This is a genomic window from Microbacterium sp. MMO-35 (assembly GCF_037147555.1).
In the GTDB taxonomy this organism is placed as follows: Bacteria; Actinomycetota; Actinomycetes; order Actinomycetales; family Microbacteriaceae; genus Microbacterium.
Window position 1 is genome coordinate 1 of record NZ_JBBCVH010000038.1, and the last position, 277, is coordinate 277.

Consider the following 277-nt stretch of genomic DNA (forward strand, 5'->3'; position numbering starts at 1 on the left):
GTAGCCGACCACCACACCCTCCAGACGAAGCCCCGCCCCTGTGGCGGGGCTTCGTCGTTCCTCCCGAAAGGACGCTCTCATGTATCCGAACGGTGAAGTCCCACTCGGGCTGCTGGTGGCCCGACCGTGCGCGGGCAAGGACATCTGCCTGATGATGCCCGGCACGGCGGCGAAGCATGACCGGTTCGTGGCGCTCGCGCAGGCGGAACGCGGATGGACACCAGTCGTTTCCGGTCCATCAGACGCTTACCGCACTATCGGGATGCAGAGGAACTAC

Annotated in this window: 1 protein-coding gene; it reads left to right on the forward strand. The window is 65.3% G+C overall.

Annotation, left to right across the window (positions count from 1 at the left end; all coding sequences use genetic code 11):
- Positions 1-79: 79 nt before the first annotated feature.
- A partial coding sequence (locus WFJ01_RS19065) for a hypothetical protein (RefSeq protein ID WP_336630054.1) occupies positions 80-277 on the forward strand: 198 nt, incomplete at its 3' end.